This window comes from Pseudophaeobacter sp., assembly GCF_048267565.1.
In the GTDB taxonomy this organism is placed as follows: Bacteria; Pseudomonadota; Alphaproteobacteria; order Rhodobacterales; family Rhodobacteraceae; genus Pseudophaeobacter; species Pseudophaeobacter profundi.
The window spans coordinates 60,143-79,760 of the sequence record NZ_JBLWXG010000001.1 but is presented as its reverse complement, the minus strand read 5'-3'; the positions used below and the strand labels follow the sequence as shown (position 1 = coordinate 79,760).

At 60.1% G+C, this 19,618-nt stretch carries 18 protein-coding genes; 7 read left to right on the top strand and 11 right to left on the bottom strand.

Annotated elements, in window-relative coordinates; all coding sequences use genetic code 11:
• Positions 1-26: 26 nt before the first annotated feature.
• The gene (locus ACN0VH_RS00385; protein WP_232402097.1) at positions 27-659 is read right to left on the bottom strand and encodes an ATP-dependent Clp protease proteolytic subunit; all 633 of its coding nucleotides are present in this window, start codon (positions 657-659) and stop codon (positions 27-29) included.
• 345 nt (positions 660-1,004) lie between these two features.
• Here ACN0VH_RS00385 and ACN0VH_RS00380 point away from each other — a divergent pair, with 345 nt between their 5' ends.
• A complete protein-coding gene (locus tag ACN0VH_RS00380) occupies positions 1,005-2,012 on the top strand; it encodes a GlxA family transcriptional regulator (RefSeq protein WP_278922521.1) in 1,008 nt (335 codons plus the stop codon).
• 149 nt (positions 2,013-2,161) lie between these two features.
• On the opposite strand, the gene ACN0VH_RS00375 is transcribed toward ACN0VH_RS00380, so the two are convergent.
• From ACN0VH_RS00375 to ACN0VH_RS00330, 10 genes are all read right to left on the bottom strand, one after another.
• Complete coding sequence (locus ACN0VH_RS00375; RefSeq protein ID WP_417699100.1) at positions 2,162-3,796, bottom strand: class I SAM-dependent methyltransferase; 1,635 nt, start codon at positions 3,794-3,796, stop codon at positions 2,162-2,164.
• A gap of 209 nt (positions 3,797-4,005) precedes the next feature.
• On the bottom strand, positions 4,006-5,064 hold the full coding sequence (locus ACN0VH_RS00370) for a c-type cytochrome (protein ID WP_417699098.1): 1,059 nt from the start codon (positions 5,062-5,064) through the stop codon (positions 4,006-4,008).
• Positions 5,048-6,334, bottom strand: coding sequence for a sulfite dehydrogenase (gene soxC / locus ACN0VH_RS00365; RefSeq protein ID WP_417699096.1), 1,287 nt, complete (start codon positions 6,332-6,334; stop codon positions 5,048-5,050). The genes ACN0VH_RS00370 and soxC overlap by 17 nt, the downstream gene beginning before the upstream one ends.
• A 116-nt stretch (positions 6,335-6,450) precedes the next feature.
• The gene (gene soxB / locus ACN0VH_RS00360) at positions 6,451-8,148 is read right to left on the bottom strand and encodes a thiosulfohydrolase SoxB (protein WP_417699094.1); all 1,698 of its coding nucleotides are present in this window, start codon (positions 8,146-8,148) and stop codon (positions 6,451-6,453) included.
• Between the two features lie 114 nt (positions 8,149-8,262).
• Positions 8,263-9,114, bottom strand: a complete 852-nt coding sequence (soxA, locus tag ACN0VH_RS00355; RefSeq protein ID WP_278922526.1) for a sulfur oxidation c-type cytochrome SoxA — start codon at positions 9,112-9,114, stop codon at positions 8,263-8,265.
• Between the two features lie 75 nt (positions 9,115-9,189).
• Complete coding sequence (gene soxZ / locus ACN0VH_RS00350) at positions 9,190-9,519, bottom strand: thiosulfate oxidation carrier complex protein SoxZ (protein WP_278922527.1); 330 nt, start codon at positions 9,517-9,519, stop codon at positions 9,190-9,192.
• Between the two features lie 67 nt (positions 9,520-9,586).
• Positions 9,587-10,009, bottom strand: a complete 423-nt coding sequence (soxY, locus tag ACN0VH_RS00345; protein ID WP_278922528.1) for a thiosulfate oxidation carrier protein SoxY — start codon at positions 10,007-10,009, stop codon at positions 9,587-9,589.
• Between the two features lie 51 nt (positions 10,010-10,060).
• On the bottom strand, positions 10,061-10,537 hold the full coding sequence (gene soxX, locus ACN0VH_RS00340; protein ID WP_417699093.1) for a sulfur oxidation c-type cytochrome SoxX: 477 nt from the start codon (positions 10,535-10,537) through the stop codon (positions 10,061-10,063).
• 126 nt (positions 10,538-10,663) lie between these two features.
• Entirely contained in the window at positions 10,664-11,257 is a 594-nt protein-coding gene (locus tag ACN0VH_RS00335; protein ID WP_417699091.1) for a thioredoxin family protein, read from the bottom strand.
• A gap of 35 nt (positions 11,258-11,292) precedes the next feature.
• Complete coding sequence (locus ACN0VH_RS00330; protein WP_278922531.1) at positions 11,293-12,030, bottom strand: cytochrome c biogenesis CcdA family protein; 738 nt, start codon at positions 12,028-12,030, stop codon at positions 11,293-11,295.
• A gap of 117 nt (positions 12,031-12,147) precedes the next feature.
• Here ACN0VH_RS00330 and ACN0VH_RS00325 point away from each other — a divergent pair, with 117 nt between their 5' ends.
• From ACN0VH_RS00325 to ACN0VH_RS00300, 6 genes are all read left to right on the top strand, one after another.
• Positions 12,148-12,627, top strand: a complete 480-nt coding sequence (locus ACN0VH_RS00325) for a thioredoxin domain-containing protein (protein ID WP_417699089.1) — start codon at positions 12,148-12,150, stop codon at positions 12,625-12,627.
• A 79-nt stretch (positions 12,628-12,706) separates the two neighbouring features.
• Positions 12,707-13,048 (top strand): ArsR/SmtB family transcription factor, encoded by a 342-nt coding sequence (locus ACN0VH_RS00320; protein ID WP_417699087.1) that lies wholly within the window; start codon positions 12,707-12,709, stop codon positions 13,046-13,048.
• A 119-nt stretch (positions 13,049-13,167) separates the two neighbouring features.
• Positions 13,168-14,226, top strand: coding sequence for a YeeE/YedE family protein (locus ACN0VH_RS00315; RefSeq protein WP_278922534.1), 1,059 nt, complete (start codon positions 13,168-13,170; stop codon positions 14,224-14,226).
• Positions 14,227-14,277: 51 nt separating this feature from the next.
• Positions 14,278-16,359, top strand: coding sequence for a PhoX family protein (locus ACN0VH_RS00310; protein ID WP_417699085.1), 2,082 nt, complete (start codon positions 14,278-14,280; stop codon positions 16,357-16,359).
• A 139-nt stretch (positions 16,360-16,498) separates the two neighbouring features.
• A complete protein-coding gene (locus ACN0VH_RS00305; RefSeq protein ID WP_417699083.1) occupies positions 16,499-18,118 on the top strand; it encodes a thiamine pyrophosphate-binding protein in 1,620 nt (539 codons plus the stop codon).
• A complete protein-coding gene (locus ACN0VH_RS00300) occupies positions 18,105-19,328 on the top strand; it encodes a CaiB/BaiF CoA transferase family protein (protein WP_417699082.1) in 1,224 nt (407 codons plus the stop codon). Before ACN0VH_RS00305 ends, ACN0VH_RS00300 begins: the two co-directional genes overlap by 14 nt.
• Positions 19,329-19,618: the final 290 nt, after the last annotated feature.

Here is a 19,618-nt window from a genome sequence, read left to right as displayed (position 1 = left end):
CACATGTTCGTTCACTCAGGCGAGCCTCAGCTCTCCTCGTCGTCACCTTTGGCGCGATTTTCAACAATCTCGTCGATCAGACCAAAGGCCTTGGCTTCTTCGGGATCCATGAAATTGTCGCGTTCCAGCGCCGCTTCGACCTTCTCCAGTTCCTGGCCGGTGTGCTTGACGTAGATCTCGTTCAGGCGCCGCTTCAACTTCAGCGTTTCTTCGGCGTGAATCATGATATCCGTCGCCTGGCCCTGAAAACCACCAGATGGCTGGTGCACCATGACCCGGGAATTGGGCAGCGAGAAACGCATGCCTTTTTCACCCGCCGTCAGCAGCAACGACCCCATAGAGGCCGCCTGGCCAATCACCAGGGTCGAAACCTTGGGTTTGATGTACTGCATGGTATCATAAATCGACAGGCCCGAGGTCACAACGCCGCCAGGGGAGTTGATATACATCGAGATCTCTTTCGAAGGGTTCTCGGCCTCAAGATGCAGCAGCTGCGCCACGATCAGCGAAGACATGCCGTCATGCACCGGGCCATTCAGAAAGATGATCCGCTCTTTCAGCAGGCGCGAAAAGATATCATAGGCCCGCTCTCCCCGGCTGGTCTGTTCGACCACCATGGGCACGAGGGTATTCATATAAGTTTCTCTTGGATCATTCATGCGAACCTGCCTGCGTTGTGTTATGTCCGGTACCATACCCGACGAGTATTACCTGAGTCTTAGTATTGCCCCCTTGGGCCTGCAAGGGCCGACCTTTGTTTTTACGCAGCTGTCCCCATTGCAACACCCTGCTGCAATGCCTCTGAGGCACCGGCGTCGCAAATCATCGGAGCGCGGTCGTAATCTTAGGGCAGATCCGCAAGAATACACCGTAAACGCAAATCAAGAGAGGCCAGCCCCGGCCCCCGGTGGGATGTCGCATTTGGCCGTCCCTCCACCGGTATTGGCCTGTCTGCCGCCTGAACCCCTTGGGGGTACCTCACGCCTTTGGACCGGGACCATGCCATGACAGATGACAATTTTGTGCAAAAGGGTGCCGCTGCCACCCTGGCCGTGCCCTTTACCGGGGCACCACAAGATTTTTACTTCCTGCTGCTGCCCAAGGCGACGATGCTGGCGGTTGCAGCCGCAATTGAACCTCTGCGTATTGCAAATCAGGTCACCAATTCCAAGCTTTATCGCTGGTTCATCCTGACCGAGGACGGCGCGCCAATCCGCTGTTCAAATGGCATGATGGTAACCCCTGACATGCCCCTGCAACCACTACCTGCGGATGCCTTGGGCTTTGTCTGCGCCGGGGTCGAGCCACAGTCCACTGCGGGTGAGGCGACGCTGAACTGGCTGCGGCGCGAAAGCCGGTTTGGCCGCTCTATCGGCGGCATCTGCACTGGTGCCTTTGCCCTGGCCCAGGCCGGGCTGATCCGGGACCAGCCCTTTACCCTGCACTGGGAAAATCAGCCCGGTTTTCAGGAGAGCTATCCAGATCTGCACCCCACGGCGAATACCTTTGAAATAAGTGGTGCGCTGATGACCTGCGGCGGCGGCAATGCGGCCACCGATCTGATGCTCAACCTGATTGAGGCACGCCACGGCAAACAGCTGGCAATCATCGTTGCCGATATGTGCCTGCATGTGCGCTCGGGTGGGCAGGCGGTGCCGCAGAAATCCAACTTTGCCGTGGCCATCGGCAGCCGCAACCAGCGCCTGCTGAATGCGCTACAGTTGATGCAATCCGCCATCGAAGATCCGCTCTCTATTGGCGATCTCTGCGCCCAGCTGGATATCTCTCGGCGCCAATTGGAACGGCTGTTTTCACGCTATCTGAACCAAAGCCCGATGCATGTCTATTTTGACATGCGCCTTGCCCATGCCTTTGCCCTGATGAATGAAACCTCGATGAGCGTGACCGAAATCGCGCTGGCCTCTGGCTTTAACAATTCGACCCATTTTTCACGCCAGTTCAAACGCCGGTTTGGTGCCTCGCCGCATTTCTTCCGCAAAGGTTGGGGTTAGAGGCAGGGCACAGCTGCCACTGTTTGACGGCCACTAGCCATCCCCCTGACCGCAAAACAAAAATCCCCCACAGGCATGGCTGCGGGGGATCAGACTTGGCGTCATGTCGGCGGGTTCCGGGGTCTCGGCAGCGCCCCCAAAGGCCAGGCTCAGGCAACACCGCGAATCTGGCGGGGAAGCTCTGCGGCATCGAGGTCAGCATCTTGTTGCAGGTCCGGGACAGCAAACCCCTCCTGTAGCGGCAAGCACAGCCCAAGAGAGATGCAAAGCGGCAAGCGACGCGCGGCAAAATTGGTCGCCCGCACCTGCAAGACCGCTAGGTTTTCCGCGTCACTCTCTAGCATCCGTCCTTCGTGGCGTACACGTTGCCCCTGCGCCGACAGAATCCCCCAGACCATATCGGCCCATTGGTTGGGATCCGTCTTGCCCTCGCTCAGCGCCAGCAGGAACAACTGCTCAAAGCGATCAAATTCTACACCGCCACCCGTCACCGGAGAGGCCAGGAAACGCAGGGTATCGCTGTCTTCAGCCCGTTTGCACAGGGCCAGATTGAAGGCCTGGCAGCGCGCCTCGCGCGCGGCGCGCCCTTCCAGTGGCAGACAGGGCGACAAGATGCCAGATCCGACAAGGATGGTCAGAAGCCGGGAAATTTCGCCCCAGGTCATGCGCCCGAATACGCCTTGATCCAACAGGCTGCGTACGGTGGCCGGGCCTGCCACCAGGGCGTCCAGGATGGGCGCATACTGGGCATGATCCAGCGCGATCTCGCCCTGACGCCAGCGAAGCTTGAGCACGCCGCCATTGTAGCGCTGCATCAGGGCAAGCGGGGTTTCGAACCAGGCGCCAATGGCACTGCGTTCGGTGTGCTGGCGTGGCCCCTTTACAAACAGGTCAGACCGGAACTGTTCATTCACCATGACATCGCGCAGGTTTTCCCGCTGTACCGGGTCACTTTCCGCCGCAAGCAGTTCACCCTGCTGCGGCGTCAGTGAAATGTCCGCAACATGGTCCAACATACAGGAAGATCCAACAAAGCTCAGCTTGGCCTGATCCAGATGCGCCGCGAGATCGCCAAAATGGAACGGGGTCCAGTCGGCATTGAACAGCTCATGCGCCAGATACTTGCGCGACATATTCTTGGCACTGCCCAGACGCGAACTGGCCGAAGGATTGATGGTGAAGAACTTGGCGCCCGTCGCTTCCAGCTTGGCGGCAAAGGCCAGCGCCTCATCCACCCGGTCTTCTGTCGGGGAAGAGCTTTGTGCCGCGTGATCCAGCAGCACCCGCCGAAGGGGCATGGCTGCGGCCCAGGCTGCAAGCACGTTATAGCTGATATAGACCATGCCACCTGCAGCCAGACGGCGACCGATAAAATCAACAATAAGATCTTGATTTTCTTTTGAAACCCAGCTCATCACCCCATGCAGCGCAATCACATCGAATTGCTTGGGCAGGGCGGTTTCCTCTTCGAAATCTGCAAAGGAGCGCTCATAAAAATGCACATTATCCAGGCCACCCTCGACCGCCAGCTCACGCGCGCCCGCGATATGCCCAGGCATGAAATCCATCGCGTGGAAATCTATATGCGGATTCGCCGCTGCCAATAGATTCGCGGTAAACCCTTGGCCACAGCCCAGTTCACAATAGCTGAGCCGTTTTTGGTTCAGCCCGTGTTTCTGCCCGCGAGAGGTCGCAGACAAAGCCAACATAGCCGGTGTCATCTCGTGAAAAAAATCATGCGTGTAGTCAACATCGGCCACATAGCCAGAAGTCCAATCACTCATACACCACCTCTTGGTCTCGATTTGAATCAATGTTGCGGCCCAAGTTGTCTAAAATCTATGATGATGTGGTTAATAGCGCCGGGTTTGCGACGCGCATTTATCTTTTCTTTGCTTTGCCCTGCTGGCAGATGCAAAAACGCAGGCTCCAGAGAGTTCCGGAACCTGCGTCACATATCGCCCAAACGGGCCGCCAAAATTGGCCAGGGTGCCTATTCCAGGCTTTTTAGATAGGCAACAATGGCCTCGATATCCGTCTCTTTTCGCAAGCCAGCAAAGGACATCTTTGTCCCCTTCATGTATGCGCGCGGTTTGGCCAGAAAGGCGGCAAGCTCCGCTTCGGTCCAGATCAGGCCGTCTTCGCCGGCAGCGGCCATCACCTTGGAATACCGAAAGCCATCAACCTGCCCTGCCGTGGCCCCGACAATCGCGTTCAACGCGGGGCCTGTACTGTTCTTGGCCCCCTCGCCCACCCGATGGCAGGCTTTGCATTTTTTGAACACCGTGGCACCCTGGGCAACCAATTCCGGATCCAGCAAAAGTGCCGCCTCTTCGACCTGCTCCTCTTGCGCCACCGGGGCCGCTTCAGCGGTTTCTGTGGTGTCAGCACCACTTTCGGTCCCGGCCTCGGATGCGGCGGTTTCTTCCGGTGTTACATCCAGAACCCGCGCTCGCATGGTGATTTCAACGGTCTCCTTGCAGTCTTGCATGCAGGGCTCGGCGGTCCAGAAATGTTGTTCGCTTGTCAGCCGATCATCGACAAAGAACCCCTCGGCATTTGGCATAGCAACAGAGGTGAAATTCTCTTGTGAGAGGGTGAAATCCTCGTCCACCAAATCGTTGGAATACAGAATATAGGCCAGGATTGCATAGACTTCATCCGGCTCCAGCGTCTGCGCCGCGCCAAAGGGCATCGAGCGATTGATATAGTCCCAGCCGGTTGACAGGTAAGGCCAGTATGACCCGACAGTTTTCAGCGGATCCTCGCGGTCCAGAGTGCCACGCCCGCCGGCGAGTTTGGGCCAGTTGCCAACCCCTTCGGCAAAATCACCATGGCACGCGGCGCATTTATCGGCAAAGATCTCTTCGCCGGTCCAGACATCGCCAGCCCCCGGCGGCAAGCCAGTCCCGTCCGGCGATACGTCAAGATCCCAGGCGGCGATTTCTTCTGGCAGCGCCACACGCCCCAGACCATAGCCTTCCGCCCATAGCGGGCTGCCACAGGTAAGGGCAAACACCCCAGCGGCCAGGTATTTAGGAAACTTCGACATTTTCTGCCTCCCCATCGGCTTTGACCCACCAGGTCTGGATGGCATTATTGTGGTAAATGGAGTTCAGCCCGCGCACCTCGCGCAGCTGCGTCTTGGTCGGCTGCACATAGCCCGCACTGTCGCGCGCACGGGCCTGCAATAGCATTTCAGAGCCATCCCAATGGGTATCCAGATAGAACCGTGTCAACGCCTTGTCGGTGCCCGGTGCCGCCAGACGGGCCGCAGTCCAGCTCTTGCCACCGTCCTTGGACACATCAACACCCGTAATCGCGCCACGCCCGGACCAGGCAAGCCCCGTGATCACCAGCGGACCGGTGCCATGGGTGATCGGTGCCTGCGGGCTGGGGCTGGTGATGACGGATTTTGCATCCATCTCCCATGTCCATTTGCGCGCCGTGCCATCTGCCATTGTATCGGTGTATTTAGAGGTCTCCTCGCGGCTCTCGACCGGGCCATCCGTGACCTCGATCCGGCGCAGCCACTTGATCCACATATTGCCTTCCCAGCCGGGCACGACCAGCCGCACCGGATAGCCATGTTCCTTGCGCAGGGCTTCGCCATTGGCCTTGAAAGCCACCAGAACATCGTCCAGCGCCTTTTCCAGCGGAATGGAGCGCCCATTTGAAGAGGCATCCGCGCCTTCTACATAGACCCATTTGTCCTTGAAATCGCCCGCAGCCGCCAGCCCGGCCTCTTCCAGCAGGGTGCGCAGAGAGACCCCGGAATATTCCATATTATGGATCATGCCATGGGTGAACTGCGCACCGTTCAGCTGCGCCCCCGCCCATTCCATGCCCGAATTTGCGGCGCATTCGCAGAAATACACCCGGTTTTCGCGGGGAAAGCGCTCTAGATCGGCGTAAGAGAACACCAGCGGGCGGTCGACCAGCCCGTTGATCATCAGCCGGTAGTCTTCTTTCGCCAGTTCGATCGCACCGGAATGATGCCGCTCAAAGGCGCAGCCCTGCGGCGTGATGGTGCCGTCAAGGGCATGGATGGGCGTGAAATTGATCGAGGAAATGGTATCAGCCGTCAGCCATTCCACATTGCGCCGCACCACATCCTGTTCAAACCGGATAGGCAACCCGTAGGGGGTGGCATCAACACCATCGCCCAGGCCGCTGGCCCAGTCCTGTACCTCGGTGATCAGCGGATCCGCCTGCCCGGCGGCCTGCGCCGCACCCGTGGCTGCGGCACCTGCCCCAGCCGCCGCAGCTCCGGCCAGAAACTGGCGGCGCGAGGGCACAAATTTATCTGCTTTGTCGCTCATTTTCTCTTCTCCTCACATCGATAAATTCGAGTTTTTGAATTTATCAGCGCAAAAAATTTTGGTCAAACGAAGCGCCGCCCGGGCCAGACCCCAGAGCGGCGCCCCAAATGCAGGGGTTAAGCGCCCACCACCTTGACCGTTGTATTCGGGTTCACAGAGACGGTTCCCTGCTTGCGGATATGATCCTCGACCACATCCCAGATCATCGGGCCTTCGGTCCCCTCATTCACGCTGGCCCAGCCGGACACCACATAGGATTTGTCGGCATCGATCATTTCACCGGTTTTCAGCAGAGTCATCTCGCTGATGCGTTCGCCCTGCGGTTTGGTGATGTCGATCCGGTAGCCCATGCCACCAATGCGCACCATGTCACCGCCCTGCTGGTAATAGGGATCGGGGTTAAAGATGTTGTCGGCGACGTCTTCAAGGATCACCTTGATGAATTCCCCGGTCATCTCTGACCGGTAGGCCGCGCCATAGCTCATCGAGGTCACGTTCCAGATGTCTTCGCGGGTGATGTCATCCCCCGGCACCAGCGATGGCCCCCAGCGCACGCCGGGCGACATGGCGATATCGGCTTCGCGTTCGCTAAGCAGGGCGTCGCAGATCAGATCATCCCAGGTGCCGTTGAAATTACCGCGCCGGTACAACAGGGAATCGGTTCGACCAATCACCTCGGCCAACTGGTCGGCATAGGGTGCGCGCTGCTCGTCGATCAACTGCGAGATCACCGGATCGGGGGCAATCACATCTGCAAAGATCGGGATCAGCTTATGGCGAATGCCCATCATCTGCCCGTCACGCACATCCAGATCAACGCGGGATACAAACTTACCGTTGGAGCCGGACGCAATGATATGGGTCTTGCCGATCAAAACCGGCTCGGGCAGCGCGTCATGGGTGTGACCCGACAGGATGACGTCAATGCCGCTAACAACGCCGGCCATTTTCTTATCCACGTCAAAGCCATTGTGCGACAGCAGAACCACAACATCAGCGCCCGCCGCGCGGACTTCATCAACCATATCCTGCATGTGCTCATCACGGATCCCAAAGGAGTATTCCGGGAACATCCAGCCAGGGTTGGCGATGGGCATATAGGGAAAGGCCTGACCAATGACAGCCACCTTGGCGCCGCCCCGATCAAAAAACTTGTAGGGCTTGAACAGCTCAGCCGGTTCATCCCATTCCGCGTCAAAGATGTTCTGACCAAGCGCCGCAAAAGGCAGGCCCTCGACGATCTCATTCACCCGGTCCGACCCAAGGGTGAATTCCCAGTGAAAGGTCATGGCGTCGGGCTTCAGCGCGTTCATCACATTGACCATATCCTGGCCCGCCGTGTGATGGCAGGTGTAGGAGCCATGCCAGGTATCGCCGCCATCCAGCAGCAGCGCATCGGGGCGATCCGCCCGGATGGCGTTGATCACCGTGGACACCCGGTCCAACCCGCCAACCCGGCCATAGCCCTGCGCCAGCGCCGAGAAATCATCGTGGGTCAGCGCATAGGCCGAGGGGCTGCCATCATTGATGCCATAGGCACGGCGGAAATCGGCACCGGTGATATGGGGCACATGGCCCTTGTTGCCACCCACGCCCAGATTGACCGACGGCTCGCGGAAATAGATCGGTTTCAGCTGCGCATGGATATCAGTGATGTGGATCAGGCTGATATTGCCATAGGTGTCAAACTGCAGCAGCTGGTCCTGTGTCAGGCGCTGCTGCGCGGCCAGACGGCCCCAGTTGCCAAAACCAGAGGCCCCTACCAAGGCGGTGGTGGCCATTGAGACCTGCAAAAAATCACGGCGCGAGATCATGTCTATCTATCATCCTGTGCAACCATAAGCGGCAAATATGATTCATATTCGCATTTATGAATTAGATAAGAGCGAAACACCCCACGCCAGAACAGACGCGGGGTGCAGATGTGTTTAGTTGCGGACCGAAGGCCCCTCGACCGAGAGGCCATTGCCGCGGGACGCGACATAGAGCTCCAGCGCCACAAACTCTGACGAGCCGGGCTTGTAGGTCTCGGCGCGGGTGTCGCGCACGCAGCCCTTGAAGCGGGCCTGCACGTTGTTGAGCTTGGCATTTTTCAGACGATAGGTCGGAAAGCCGTTGATGTGGCCCTGGCTCAGGTGATCGGCGCGGATCATCTTGCCATAGCTGTCTTCGTGACAATTGGCACAGGACAGCTCCAGCTGGCCAGTGCGGGTGTAATACAACTCTTTGCCCTCTTCCCAGGCGGACTGGGCCGGGCCGTCGATGGCCACATTGACCGGCATGCCGCGCGACTGCACCGAGATCAGCGCCTCCATCGCGGTCATGTCACCGCCGGTGTATTTCCATGCCTTGGCGCCCATCTGGTTTTCGCGGCAGTCATTGACCTGCATCGCAAGGGTACGCACTTCGCCAGCGGCCTCGTTCCACCTGGGATAGACCGCGCGCACGCCTGCCATGCTCTCTTCCACATCATCGTGGCAAGAGGCGCAGGATTTGCCCTCGGATCCCTCAACGGTGTTCCAGGCGTCGTAGGCCTTATCGACAAACACCATGGCAGGGTTTTCAAAATCGTCCATCTGCAGGGCCTGGGTTTCATCAGAACGGAAGTGCCAGCCGGACATGATCTCGTCCAGCACATCCGCCACATGGGCGGGGGGCGCGGTTTTAGTCACCAGCGTCTCTTCTTCGTTGAGCACCAGCGTATCGTCGTCCGCATCCGCATAGGCAGAAAGCGGCAGGCTCAGTGCGACAGCGATGGCGGTAAGCGCCTTATAGTTCATTCCTTGTCCTCCCTTGGGTATCCACCCGGGCCACAAATGCAGCCAGGGTGCCGTGCCTTTGAGATCCGGAAGGGATCAGGCGATAGCGACCGATTTGGATGCCTCATAAACAGAGCCATCGTCATCATACCAGGTAAATGCAAAGTCGCCAGCTTCTGGCACAATGGCCTCGAACTGGAAATAGGGGTTGGTCGAAACCGCAGGTTCAATCGCGACATCCAAGACCAGCTGGCCGTTGAATTCACAGGTAAACCGGTTGATGATCGAGCGCGGAATGACGTTGCCCTCTTTATCCTTGCGCTGACCGCTTTCCATCTGGTGGCTGATCAGGGTCTTGATGGTGATTGCCTCACCAGCACTTGCCGTCTTGGGGACTTTGACGCGGGGTTTTACACCGGATGCCATGTCTTAAACTCCTTCGTATTCAAGGCCGTCTCAGCGGCCCTCTTCGGGGTGGTGCGGGGCGTATTGCTTAGCCGCCACAACCCCCGATTGTCACTTTCACAGCGGCGCTCGCCTTGGCAAAGCTACCATCGGCCAGTTTGGCAATGGCAACCACATCCTGGGTGCCGGCCAGACGGATCCGGGTGGCGGCAGCCTGGCTGGCAGCCAGCGGTCCAAAGGTAAAGGTCGCAACGCCAGGTGTTGGGTTGCCAGTTGCCAAAACCATGATCGCGGTGGCCCCGGGGGCGCTGACCTCGATTGGCACGGTATTGCCGTTTTCAGCAATTTCCGGCGCGGTCAGCTCGATCCCGGCATCTGCCATATCGGCACCACCGGTAAAGGCGGCGATCCGCTCGTCTACGCTACTGCTGGCACTGGCCCGCAGCGGCAGCACTGTCATCACAGCAGCACCCAAGGCCAGGCCCAGGGTCTCACGGCGTGAGAACTCCATCATATGTCTCCTTTGACGTTCCGCAAAGCGGCAGGGTACGCAGCCCTGGCTTTACTCTTCTTTCAGCGTTGCGATGAAGGCAACGACATCTTCGATCTGCTGTGCAGACAGGATCGGCGTCAGCGCCTCTGTCGGGGCTTTGCCAGTATAGGCATCGCCTGGGCGAATAAAGCCTTCGACCTTGTAAAAGGCCGGCATCATTGTGCCGTCAAAGGTCATCTTGGCATTGGTCATCAGCCCGCGCAGCTCTGCTTCGCTCCAGCGATCGCCTGCGCCATCCAGCGAGGGGCCGATTTCACCATGAAACGGCACCTCCGCCAAGGCAGTGATCTGATGGCAGGCGATGCAGTTGCCCTGCGATTTTGTGCCCGCGATCACGGCACCATTTGCCGCATCCCCTGCTGTGCCAGTCAAGGAGGTCGCAACCGCCCCGTATTCGTCAAACGGCACATCCTTTGGCGCGACCTCTGCCGCGAGGGCTGCACTCCCGATCAGGCACGCGGCCAGTGTAAGAGATAGTCTCTTCATGGTTCCTCCCGTTGGCTGCCACCCGCATGGTGCGCGGGCTTAGCTGTCGTCTATCGTAGGGCACCGCCCTCTGAAAACGCAACAACAAATTCAATATTGTGAATTATTATATTTGTTCGCCTGCTTTCAGTCGGTTGACCCGTTGTCGCGTTCCGAAACGCGCCGCGCGTGATAGCGCTGAAAATCCTCTCCGTTGTCAAGGAGATATCGCTTTTCTCTCACCCAGGTAAACATGTCCAGCGTGGTGCCGACACCAAAGGCGCCCGGCATGATCGCCACTGCGGCCTTGGGCGCGCTCTCCCCTGCCGTGACCTCTTCCGGCAGGAACAGAATCGTCGGGGTAAACAGCACGCCCCATTTGCGCGCCATGTCCTTTTCCGCCAGGGTTTCGCCGTCAAAATCCGTGACCTCAATATCGCCATGCAGATTCAGCTGCACGACAAAATAGTTGTCAGCGATATAGCCTCCCACTTCGGGGCGCGGAAAGACTTCTTCATGCATCTTGGTGCAGTAAATGCAGCCGCGCTGTTCAAAGAACAGCACCAGACGCTTACCCTCGGCATTTGCCTCTTCCAGATCCTCGCGCAGATCCTTGAAGGTCTCGCGCATCCAGGGCGTCTTGTGCAGCCCGTCATCGCCCAGTTCTGCTGCGCGGGCCTCCATTGCCAGCACAGGCACAGCCAGCGCCAGAGCGGCAAGGTTCAATATCCAGTGCTTCATCGTTTCCTCCCAGATTATCCAGTTGATGTATCGCCTTATCCAATCGAGGCAAAGCCCGGCATCCAGCGGATCATCAGATCGGCGATCCAGCGCACGCCTCCGGTAACGATCAGGATGGCGAACAGGATCAGCATGGCGCCCATGATCTTTTCGACCCAGTGAAAGGCCGCCCGGTGACGCGCCACCCAGGCCAAAAACGGCTTGGCAAACAGCGCCGCCACCACAAAGGGGGCGGTCATCGCCGCACCGTAGACCAGCAGCAATGCGCCGCCGCGCCAGATATCGCCCAGCCCCGAGGCCACCATCAGAATCGAGGCCAGCGCAGGCCCGACACAGGGCGTCCAGCCAAAGCCAAACGCCAGCCCCATCAGATAGGCCCCCGCCAGGCTCGACGGGTCAGCTGTGCTTTCCACCCTGGCCTCGCGGTACAGCAGCGGAATGCGTATAACCCCAAGAAAGTGCAGGCCAAACACCACCAAAAGCGCCGCCGCCCCATAGGATAGGATTTCCATGTAGCGGCCAAACAGCTGCCCCAGCGCGGTGGCCCCCATGCCCATCAGCATAAACACAGATGTGACCCCGGCCGCGAAACAAACCGCCGCCGACACCATGCGCCGCTGCGCCCCCGGTGCAATTTCGCCGTCGCTGCGCAGCTCTGCCATCGACAGCCCCCCCAGATAGGACAGGTAAAACGGCACCATCGGCAGGATACAGGGGGTGAAAAAGCTGAGCAATCCGGCAAACGCCGCGCCCAGATACGAAATTTCCAGCATCACGGCTCTATGATCCTTCCTGTGCCCCGGTGTACCACCGCAAGGCTTGTACTATTCACATATTCAAATTACGTTGTATAAAGCCGCAAACGGCGGTTGCCGTCAACGGTAGAGGTAATGATCATTTCACGTCTGTTCTTTGCTCCGCTCGTCCTGTTCCGGCGCGCCTTGTCGCTGGTGCCTGCGCTGCTGACGGTGGCCATAATCGGGCCCGTTATGGCAGCCCTGCCTGATGCCGCTGCGGCCTCTGATAGGCCAGCGCAGACCGACACGCCAAGCCGACAGCTGGTTATGGTAGAACAGCGCGGATGTGAATGGTGCAAGCGCTGGAATGCAGAGATCGCGCCAATCTATCCCAAAACCCGCGAAGGGCGCTTTGCGCCGCTGCGCCGAGAGGATCTGCATGCGCTGCCGGATGATCTTGTCCTGGCCCGGCGCGTCACTTTTACCCCCACCTTTTTGCTAATAGAAGATAGCCATGAACTGGCCCGCCTCGAAGGCTATCCGGGGGAAGATTTTTTCTGGCCTCTCATCGCAGAGTTGATGCGCAGACATCTGGGCTTTACCCCAGAGGCAGAAGCCGCCGCCAAGAGTTAGGACAGGTCGAAACCAACCCGTGCAAAACCAAATTGGGAGTTGCGGCGCCCGCTGCGCCGCCACCACAGGAGACAGGACAATGGAACTACCGCAATTCTCGGCTGATATGGCACCGGAAGAGCTGGACAATATGGTCGATAACGCCACCCAGGCCTCGAATTTCCTGAAGGCCATCAGCCATGAGGGCCGGTTGATGATCCTGTGCCATCTGGTCACCGGCGAAAAATCCGTGACCGAACTGGAAGAGCTGCTGGCCGCCCGCCAGGCTGCCGTGTCGCAACAGCTGTCACGGCTGCGCCTCGAAGGTCTGGTGGTGCCCCGCCGCGAGGGCAAGGCGATCTACTACCGGCTGGCAGATGACCGCCCACGCCGCATTCTCGAAGTGGTCTATGAAATGTTCTGCACCGACGCCAAGGGCTGACCACAGAGAGACAACCGCGGGCCTATTGGGGCGAATCGTCTGGCCCCGCCCAGGGGAAATACCAGCGCAGACCGCGCCCTCGGGCGACCACTTGAGCAACCACACGGGAGAGAGCACCAATGTTTGATCTGTTCAGCGATCACCAGCTGGTTGCAGCTGTGGGCCTGTTTGGCGGCATATTGCTGGGGCTGGCCGCGCGACTGGGACGGTTTTGCACCCTGGGTGCAATCGAAGACCTGCTCTATGGTGGTTCCTCCCTGCGGATGCGCATGTGGGGGCTGGCCATTGGCACCGCCATCATTGGCAGCTTTACTTTGATCGGGCTCGGCCTGCTTGACGAAGCGCAGTCTTTTTACCTCTCGATCCGCTGGATGCCGCTCGCCTCTATCACGGGGGGACTGATGTTTGGCTATGGCATGGCGCTTAGCGGTAACTGTGGCTACGGTGCCATCGCCCGGCTGGGAGGCGGCGATCTGCGCAGTTTTGTCATTGTTCTGGTCATGGGCGTGGCCACCTATGTTGTGCTGGCCGGACCTCTGGCGCCGCTGCGCAATGCCCTGTTTCACCAACAAGACGTGACCCAGGAACTGCCCCCAGGCCTCGCCCACCATCTGGCTGGGATTACCCGGCTTCCTCTGGCGGGCATTGGGATTGGCATCGGCGCGCTGGTAGTCATTGCCAGCCTCTGTCAGGCCGAGTTCCGCCAGGATCGCACCAGCCTGTTCTGGTCCATTGTTGTGGGGCTTGCGGTGGTCTCGGGCTGGGCGGGCACCGCCTATGTCAACCGGATGGGCTTTGCCGCGCTGCCGGTGGTGTCTCATTCCTTTTCTGCCCCCCTTGGCGAAACCATCCTGTGGAGCATGACCGGCAGTCTGCGCCCCCTTTCCTTTGCGGTAGGATCCATCGCCGGGGTCTGGGTTGGCGCCTTTATCGGCTCACTGATCAAGGGGCATTTCCGCTGGGAAGCCTGCGAGGATCCGCGAGAGCTGCGCCGCCAGATCCTTGGCGCCGCCATAATGGGGGCCGGAGCCGTCATCGCCATGGGCTGCACCGTCGGCCAGGGGCTTAGCGCGTTTTCCCTGTTGTCGCTGTCGGCACCCGTGACATTCTTGGCGATCTTTGCCGGGGCCGGGCTGGGGCTGCGCCAGTTGATCACCGGTTTTCGCATTGCGCCCTAGCCGCAGGTGCTGTTGACTTTGCCGCAGCAAACCAGAAAGGCGCGACAGTAGATGACAGGCCCAGACCCAACCGGCAACAAGGCCGAAGCCTTTGAGGCCGAGGATGACCTGCCGCGCAACCCCAATCTGACGCAAACCCTGGGGCACGTGATTGCCGCCCGACATGCGCAAGCAGCCTCACAGCCCACCCGCCGTGGGCTGCTGCAGGGGCTGCTGGGGGTGTCGGTCATTCAAGGCCTGCTCGGCAGCTCTGCCTTGGCGCAGACAGCGGCAATCCGGCCCGCCGCCGCGCGACAGCCCTCCCGCTTTGCCTTTGACGAACTGCCCTGGGGCAATGACGCGCATCACCATGTGCCCGCAGGCTATCGGGCCGATATCCTGCTGCGGTGGGGCGATCCGATCACCGCCGGTGCGCCAGACTTTGACGTCACCAACCAGAGCGCCAAAGCGCAGCTGCAACAGTTTGGCTATAACAATGACTACATCGGCTTTACCCCGCTGAATGCCGAGGCCAGCCGCGGCCTGCTCTGCGTCAATCACGAATACACCAACGAAGAGATGATGTTTCCCGGCCTGGGCCGCCAGGATAGGGCCGGTTTTTCCGACATGACCCGCGATCTGGTCGAAATCGAGATGGCCGCCCATGGAGGCACGGTGGTCGAAATTTCCCGGCGCCGCGATGGCTCAGGCGGCTGGCAGGTGCAGCGCGACAGTCCGCTGAACCGCCGCATCACCCCTCTGGATACCGCGATGACCCTGGATGGCCCGGCCGCCGGCCATCCCCGCCTGCAAACCCCCGAAGACCCAAGCGGCAGATCGGTGATTGGCACCCTGAACAATTGCGCCGGGGGGATGACCCCCTGGGGCACATGGTTGATGGCAGAAGAGAACTTTCACGGCTATTTCTGCAGCGACCGACGGGATGCAACCGGCGCGCCCGATCTGTCCGACCAGCCCGAGGCGCGACAGATGGCACGCTACGGTATTCCTGGCGGCTGGTATGCCTGGGGTCAGTATTTCGACCGCTTCAATATCGACAAATCCCCCAATGAAGCCAACCGCTTTGGCTGGGTGGTCGAGGTCGACCCGCGCGATCCACTGTCCACCCCGGTCAAACACACCGCTCTGGGCCGGTTCAGCCATGAAGGCGCAGAAACCTGCCTGTCCGCAGAGGGCCATCTCGTGATCTACATGGGCGATGATGCACGGTTTGAATATCTGTATAAATATGTCTCGCACGATACCCTGTCCGACCCGATATCGCAGGATCCCGCCGCCCATCGCCACCTGTTGCAAGATGGCACGCTATATGTCGCTCGATTTGACGCCGATGCCAGCCTGACCTGGTTACCGCTGACCCATGGAACCGGGCCGCTGACGGCGCAGAACGGTTTTGCCAGCCAGGCAGATGTGCTGATTGACGCCCGTCTGGCGGCGGATGCGCTGGGGGCAACGCCGATGGATCGCCCCGAAGATGCCCAGCCCCGTGGCGACGGGGTGGCCTATGTGATGTTGACCAACAACAGCCGCCGCAACGCCGATCAGGTCGATGCGGCAAACCCAAGGGCCAAGTCCCGCTTTGGCCATATTATCGAGATCACGGAACAGGCCGGTGATCACGCTGCCACGCGTGGCACCTGGGAGATCCTGGTGCAATGTGGCGACCCAAAGATTGCCGAAGTTGGCGCCCTCTGGCACCCTACAATAAGCGACAGTGGCTGGTTTGCCGCGCCTGACAATTGCACCTTTGACGCCGAAGGACGGCTCTGGGTGGCCACAGATCAGGGTGGACGCTGGTCCAAAACGGGCAAATCAGACGGGCTTTATGCATTGGAAACCGAAGGCGATAGGCGCGGAGAGGCGCGACTGTTCTTTCGCTGCCCGGTGGGGGCGGAACTCTGCGGTCCCTGTTTTACCCCAGGTGGCGACAGCCTGTTTCTGGCGGTGCAGCACCCCGGCACCGATGGCACCAAGGCATTGAAAGGGTTTGAGCGGGCCTCTACCTTTGACGACCCAGCCACCCGCTGGCCCGACTTTGATCCGCAGATGCCGCCGCGCCCTTCGGTGGTCGTCATCACCAAACTCGGCGGCGGCAAGATCGCCAGTTCGCCAGCCGCAGCCACCACACAATGACCACGGAGCTGTCACGCGCGGCTGTCGCAGGACTTGTCACACGGTCTGTCACAGGCGCGTGAAGGGGCTTGCACCGGGCCGCACATCCGGCAATCTCTGGCCAACAAGATCTGACCATCAGCAACAGTGGGATACCAAGATGACAGAAACCCTTCGCGCCGCCGATGTTCTGGCACGGCGTCTTTATGCGGCGGGCTGCCGTCATGCCTTTGGAATGCCCGGTGGCGAAGTGCTGACGCTGGTGGACGCGCTGGTAAAGGCTGGTATCCAGTTTCATCTGGCAAAACATGAAAATGCCGCCGGCTTTATCGGCGAGGGCCTGCACCATGCAGATGGCGCCCCGGTCATTCTGGTGGCGACACTGGGACCCGGCGCGCTGAATGGGGTCAATGTGGTCGCCAATGCGCATCAGGACCGGGTGCCGATGCTGGTGCTGACCGGCTGTGTCGATGCCAGCGAGGCGCAGAGCTACACCCATCAGGTGCTGGATCATCCTGCGGTCTTTGCCCCCATCACCAAGGCAAGCTTCCGGCTGGAGGCAGAGGTCGCAGATATCATTGCCGACAAGGCCGTCTCGCTCGCCTGTGCGCCGCGCAATGGGCCGGTGCATATTGATGTGCCAATCTCGGTCGCGGATCAGCCCGCACGGGATCGCGGGGTGCGTCAAGCCCCCCCTGCCCCGACCCAGCCCGCGCCCGCCGCCCTGTCCCAGGCCCGCAGCTGGCTGGCGCAGGCACAGCGCCCGGTGGCGATCATTGGTCTGGATGCCCTGCAGGAAAACGCCGGTCCCGAAATCCGCGCCTTTCTAGAGCACCACCAGATCCCCTTTGTCACCAGCTACAAGGCCAAAGGCATCCTGCCCGAGACCCATGCCCTGTGCCTGGGCGCCGCAGGGCTGTCGCCCTTGGCCGATACCCACCTGTTGCCGCTGATCCAGCGCGCGGATCTGATCCTGGGGCTGGGCTATGACCCGATCGAAATGCGCCCCGGCTGGCGCAATATCTGGGATCCCGCCGCCCAGCGCGTGATCGACATCACCCCGGAAGCCAACAGTCACTACATGCACCAGGCCAGCCTGGCATTTGTTGCCGCTTTGAAACCCACACTGGCGGCCCTGACGCAGGACAGCACGCCCACCTCTGGCATCACATGGCCCTGCGCCAGCCCGACAGAAGTCAAAACTGCCCTGGCAGAGGCCTTTCCCAGCCACGACGACTGGGGCCCTGCCGCAGTGATCGCGCAATGCCGCGACAGCCTGCCTGAAAATACGCTTGCCACTGCCGATAGCGGGGCGCATCGCATCCTGCTTAGCCAGATGTGGCAGTGCAACGCCCCACGCGCGCTGATCCAGTCTTCCGGGCTGTGCACCATGGGCTGTGCCGTGCCCATGGCGATTGGCCGTAAACTGGCTGACCCCGACCGCCCGGTTGTCAGCTTTTCGGGGGATGCCGGGTTTCTGATGGTGGCCGGGGATCTGGCCACCGCCGCCGAACTGGGGCTTGCGCCGATCTTTGTCGTCTTTGCCCATGCCAGCCTGGCACTGATCGACCTCAAACAACGCCAACGCCAGCTTCCCAATGCCGGGGTTGATCTGGCCAGGCACGATTTTGCAGCCATTGGCCGCGCCTTTGGCGGCAACGGAGTAACGGTGCGTAATCGTGATGCATTGGACAAAGCGCTACAACAGGCCTTGGCCTCGGACCGCTTCACTGTCATTTCTGCCGAAATCGAACCCGGAGGATATGATGGACGCATCTAACCCACAGCCAGACGCAACCCGCAGTCCGCTCAGCCATGGCGCCCTCAAAGGCGTAAAAGTGCTGGATCTGTCGCGCATTCTGGCCGGCCCTACCTGCACCCAGTTGCTTGGCGATCTTGGCGCCACTGTAATCAAGGTCGAGAACCCCAAGACCGGCGGTGATGACACCCGCCAGTGGGGCCCGCCCTATGTGATCGATGCGGCTGGCGAACAGTCTGATCTGTCAGCCTATTTCATGGCCGCCAACCGCAACAAGCGCTCTGTCGCAGTAGATATCACCACGGCAGAGGGCCAGGCGGTGATCCACCGGCTTGCAGCGCAAGCAGATATCCTGGTCGAAAACTTCAAACCCGGCGGGCTGGCCAAGTATGGACTGGATTATACCAGCATCACCAAAGACCTGCCGGGGCTGATCTACTGCTCTATCTCAGGCTATGGCCAGACCGGCCCCAACAGCCACAAACCCGGCTATGACCTGATGGCGCAGGGCTATGGTGGCCTGATGTCCCTGACCGGCGATCCCGACGGCCAGCCGGTGAAAGCGGGCGTTGGCATCGCCGATGTAATGTGCGGCATGTATGCGACCATTGGTATTCTGGCCGCATTGCATCACCGCGACACCACCGGCGAAGGCCAGCAGATCGACCTCGCGCTGGTTGATGCGCAGATCGCCTGGCTGATCAACGAGGGCGTTGGCTATCTCAATACCGGCAGCCTGCCGCAGCGGCGTGGCAACGAACACCCCAGTATCGTCCCCTACGGGCTTTATGAAACATCGGATGCGCATGTGATCCTGGCGGTGGGCAATGACAGCCAGTTTCGCCGCTTTATGGAATTCCTCGGCCTGGAAGGTCTGGCAGAGGATCCCCGCTTTGCCACCAACCCTGCCAGGCTGCAGCACCGCGGCGCACTGAACGATATTCTGATCCCGGCGCTTAAGCGGTTTTCCATGGATGCGGTCATCGCCGGCATGGAGGCCCGCAAGGTGCCCGCAGGCCCGGTACAGACCCTGGATCGTGTCTTTGCGTCAGACCAGGTGGCGGCCCGCGATATGGCGATTGAAATGCAATCGGGGGCCGGGCCGGTACAGCTGCTGGGCAATCCGCTGAATTTCTCGCGTACTCCGGTAACCTATCGCCATGCACCGCCCCAGTGTGGCGAAGCCAGCGCCGACCTTCTTGACGCGCCAGATCCCTTTGCCAAGGCCTGAGAACACGCCCCCGTCCCTGCCGCCCCTGTGCAGGTCCTGACAGCGGTTGGACAGGCAGCAAAATGTTACAAAAGCCCGCAAGCCTCCGCCTTACCAGCGGGGGCTTGCTCATCTTGAAGCGATCTAGCGTCAAACAGCCTGAAAAACCGCCTATTCTTGCGGGAGAATTCCACCATAGGCCAAGATTTGCACACGCTTAATCACCAAAGCGAGAGCAGCGTCGCTTGGACCTGTCTGCTGGTTTAACCTCTGCATACCCCAGTGCGGTTTGCGCACCCCGGCAGAGAATG

What these genes read in the sequence shown, in the direction of transcription:
- ACN0VH_RS00385 (WP_232402097.1), bottom strand. Translation starts at nt 659, where the DNA reads ATGAATGATCCAAGAGAAACTTATATGAATACCCTCGTGCCCATGGTG.
- ACN0VH_RS00380 (WP_278922521.1), top strand. Translation starts at nt 1,005, where the DNA reads ATGACAGATGACAATTTTGTGCAAAAGGGTGCCGCTGCCACCCTGGCC.
- ACN0VH_RS00375 (WP_417699100.1), bottom strand. Translation starts at nt 3,796, where the DNA reads ATGAGTGATTGGACTTCTGGCTATGTGGCCGATGTTGACTACACGCAT.
- ACN0VH_RS00370 (WP_417699098.1), bottom strand. Translation starts at nt 5,064, where the DNA reads ATGTCGAAGTTTCCTAAATACCTGGCCGCTGGGGTGTTTGCCCTTACC.
- soxC (WP_417699096.1), bottom strand. Translation starts at nt 6,334, where the DNA reads ATGAGCGACAAAGCAGATAAATTTGTGCCCTCGCGCCGCCAGTTTCTG.
- soxB (WP_417699094.1), bottom strand. Translation starts at nt 8,148, where the DNA reads ATGATCTCGCGCCGTGATTTTTTGCAGGTCTCAATGGCCACCACCGCC.
- soxA (WP_278922526.1), bottom strand. Translation starts at nt 9,114, where the DNA reads ATGAACTATAAGGCGCTTACCGCCATCGCTGTCGCACTGAGCCTGCCG.
- soxZ (WP_278922527.1), bottom strand. Translation starts at nt 9,519, where the DNA reads ATGGCATCCGGTGTAAAACCCCGCGTCAAAGTCCCCAAGACGGCAAGT.
- soxY (WP_278922528.1), bottom strand. Translation starts at nt 10,009, where the DNA reads ATGGAGTTCTCACGCCGTGAGACCCTGGGCCTGGCCTTGGGTGCTGCT.
- soxX (WP_417699093.1), bottom strand. Translation starts at nt 10,537, where the DNA reads ATGAAGAGACTATCTCTTACACTGGCCGCGTGCCTGATCGGGAGTGCA.
- ACN0VH_RS00335 (WP_417699091.1), bottom strand. Translation starts at nt 11,257, where the DNA reads ATGAAGCACTGGATATTGAACCTTGCCGCTCTGGCGCTGGCTGTGCCT.
- ACN0VH_RS00330 (WP_278922531.1), bottom strand. Translation starts at nt 12,030, where the DNA reads ATGCTGGAAATTTCGTATCTGGGCGCGGCGTTTGCCGGATTGCTCAGC.
- ACN0VH_RS00325 (WP_417699089.1), top strand. Translation starts at nt 12,148, where the DNA reads ATGATCATTTCACGTCTGTTCTTTGCTCCGCTCGTCCTGTTCCGGCGC.
- ACN0VH_RS00320 (WP_417699087.1), top strand. Translation starts at nt 12,707, where the DNA reads ATGGAACTACCGCAATTCTCGGCTGATATGGCACCGGAAGAGCTGGAC.
- ACN0VH_RS00315 (WP_278922534.1), top strand. Translation starts at nt 13,168, where the DNA reads ATGTTTGATCTGTTCAGCGATCACCAGCTGGTTGCAGCTGTGGGCCTG.
- ACN0VH_RS00310 (WP_417699085.1), top strand. Translation starts at nt 14,278, where the DNA reads ATGACAGGCCCAGACCCAACCGGCAACAAGGCCGAAGCCTTTGAGGCC.
- ACN0VH_RS00305 (WP_417699083.1), top strand. Translation starts at nt 16,499, where the DNA reads ATGACAGAAACCCTTCGCGCCGCCGATGTTCTGGCACGGCGTCTTTAT.
- ACN0VH_RS00300 (WP_417699082.1), top strand. Translation starts at nt 18,105, where the DNA reads ATGGACGCATCTAACCCACAGCCAGACGCAACCCGCAGTCCGCTCAGC.